Annotated in this window: 4 protein-coding genes; 2 read left to right on the forward strand and 2 right to left on the reverse strand. The window is 37.3% G+C overall.

Annotated features, from left to right (window positions below):
* Both AC1DPQ_RS24810 and AC1DPQ_RS24815 read right to left on the reverse strand, forming a co-directional pair.
* Window positions 1-565: electron transfer flavoprotein subunit alpha/FixB family protein (locus AC1DPQ_RS24810; RefSeq protein ID WP_477611199.1), on the reverse strand; the 565-nt coding region annotated here is incomplete at its 3' end.
* 62 nt (window positions 566-627) lie between these two features.
* Window positions 628-1,365 carry an electron transfer flavoprotein subunit beta/FixA family protein gene (locus AC1DPQ_RS24815; protein ID WP_477585935.1) on the reverse strand — a complete coding sequence of 246 codons (738 nt, stop codon included), beginning with the start codon at window positions 1,363-1,365 and terminating at the stop codon, window positions 628-630.
* A 131-nt stretch (window positions 1,366-1,496) separates the two neighbouring features.
* Here AC1DPQ_RS24815 and AC1DPQ_RS24820 point away from each other — a divergent pair, with 131 nt between their 5' ends.
* Together AC1DPQ_RS24820 and AC1DPQ_RS24825 are read left to right on the forward strand one after the other, a co-directional pair.
* Window positions 1,497-1,832, forward strand: coding sequence for a tetratricopeptide repeat protein (locus tag AC1DPQ_RS24820; RefSeq protein ID WP_108198752.1), 336 nt, complete (start codon window positions 1,497-1,499; stop codon window positions 1,830-1,832).
* Between the two features lie 35 nt (window positions 1,833-1,867).
* Window positions 1,868-2,406: chromate transporter (locus AC1DPQ_RS24825; protein WP_477611200.1), on the forward strand; the 539-nt coding region annotated here is incomplete at its 3' end.

Below are 2,406 nucleotides of genomic sequence, written 5' to 3' on the forward strand. Positions count from 1 at the left end.
CTTTAATAACAGTTCCTAAGTCTGATTGTTTAACATCAGCAGTAAAGGCCTCTATTGCCGCATCTGTAGCATTTTCTTTAACGCCAAAAGCATTTGGATTTAAAGCAATTACTTTATTGGCCGATGTTAATTCGGTAATCGCGAAGGCTTTACCAGAGAAAGCCGTTTTCTTAACCGAAAATTTACCATCAGTACTCGGTAATTCTACTGCACCATCAGCTAAACCTGCTTTAAGTTTTACTGCAATACGTGGCGCTAAACCTTTACCAGAGAAAGAGTTAGATAAAACTACAATGTCGGCACCTTCTTTTTCTGCAGCTGCAGCAATAACACTTGCATAGGCTTGATTTACAAAGGTTTTTAATTGATCGGCACTTACGTTTAGTACTTTTGATGCACCGTATTTACCTAATTCCTTTAATTCGCTGTCGGCTACATCGCCAATAGAAATTGCGGTTAAATTAGTTGATTGTTGATCGGCAATGGCTTTGGCATAAGATACGGCTTCAAATACAGATTTCTTAAATTTCCCCTCAGCTTGTTCTACATATACTAATACTGACATATATTTATTTCTTTATCCTTAACAGGATGGTGTAAACGATTTGATTTATTGTGACTGAAAACTTAGATTACTTTAGCTTCGCTGTGAAGTAAACCGATTAACGATTCTGTTTGGTCGGCAGGAATTAACTTAACCGTTCCGCGCGGGGCAGGAGTTTCATATTTCGTAACCTTGGTTACTTCTTCAATAGCAACTGCATCTACTACAACCAATGGTTTTGTTCTGGCACTCATGATACCACGCATATTCGGTATTTTCGGTTCTGCCACACCTTCAGCACAACTTGCAACAAACTTACCAGAAACGGTTAAAACTTCTTTACCACCTTCAATTTCTCTTTCAATCGTTGCTGTATCACCGTCAACATCTAATTTTTTGATAATAGATACTGAAGGGATATCTAAAAACTCACCAACCATAGCAGCAACCTGATTACCATTATAATCGATAGACTCGCGACCGGTTAGAATAATATTGAAATCTTTATCTTTTGCATATTCCGCAATCTGTTTAGCCACAAAATAGGCATCTCTCGGTGCCGCATTAACCCTAACCGCATCATCTGCACCAATTGCAAGCGCTTTTCTAATGGTTGGATCGTTGCCTGCTTCGCCTACATTAATAACCGTTACCGTTCCTTTACCACCTTCGGTTAGCTCAATTGCCCTTGATAAAGCGATTTCATCGTATGGATTAACAATATATTGCACTCCTGACGTATTGAATTCGGTATTATCATTAGTAAAAGTTATTTTTGTCGTTGTGTCTGGCACATTACTGATACAAACTAATATTTTCATATGTTAATAGTGGTTTTTATTGCTATGAAGCTATCGCAAGCCGAAATTTTTAGCTCATGATAATTTCATATGTTATATGTTTATTATATAAGGTCTTTCTGCAAATTTAATTAAAAAAGCAAGGAAATAAAATGTCATCAACCCGTTTAAGTAAGTTATTGGAATTTTTAGAAAGCGATCCTAACGATCCTTTTATACTATATGCCTTAGCCACAGAGTATAACGCACAAAATGATAAGGAAAAAGCTTATTCTTTTTACCTTCAGTTAACCGATAAACACCCGGATTATGTTGGCACTTATTACCATTTGGGGAAATTGCTTGAAAAAGACGATCAAAAAGAGAAAGCTATAGCCATTTATCAGAAGGGAATGCAGGTAGCACGCAACAAAAGAGACATGCACGCTTTTTCTGAATTACAGGGCGCGTACAATACCGCTGCCGGATTAGATTATGAAGACGATTAGTTCAGTTAAAAGGTATCAATTTTCAGTTTGAGCTAATGCAAACAAAACCCATAGCTGCAAAAAAACAGTGGTTATTTATTAGAAACGTAATCTTTTTTACATTTACTTCTTTTGGAGGCGCACAAGCACACCTTGCTTTGTTGCTTAAATACTTTGTTCAGAGCACTAAGTTTATCTCTGAGGAAGAACTTTTAGAGTTAAATGCACTGGCACAGGTACTCCCCGGGCCAGCATCCACCCAAACCCTGGTTGGGATAGCCTGGAAAGTTGGAAAACTTAAACTGGCCATTATTACTTTCCTGATCTGGATTTTACCTACAGCAACCATAATGACCTTTGCTGCAATCAGTTATGCTTTACTGGATCAAAAACAAAAATTTAACGATATTTTAGAATATATCCAGCCAATTGCACTGGGTATTGTAGCTTATGGTGCATGGAAACTTGGTAAAAAGGTTTTATCCTCTCAGGTTTCTATATTCCTTGCCATTGCTTCGGTTATTGCCACATTAGTTTTAAGAAATGCTTATGTGTTTCCATTATCGATATTGATAGGCGGAATGATCTCTTCAGC

The sequence above is a fragment of the Pedobacter sp. 01T416_2 genome (assembly GCF_056398925.1).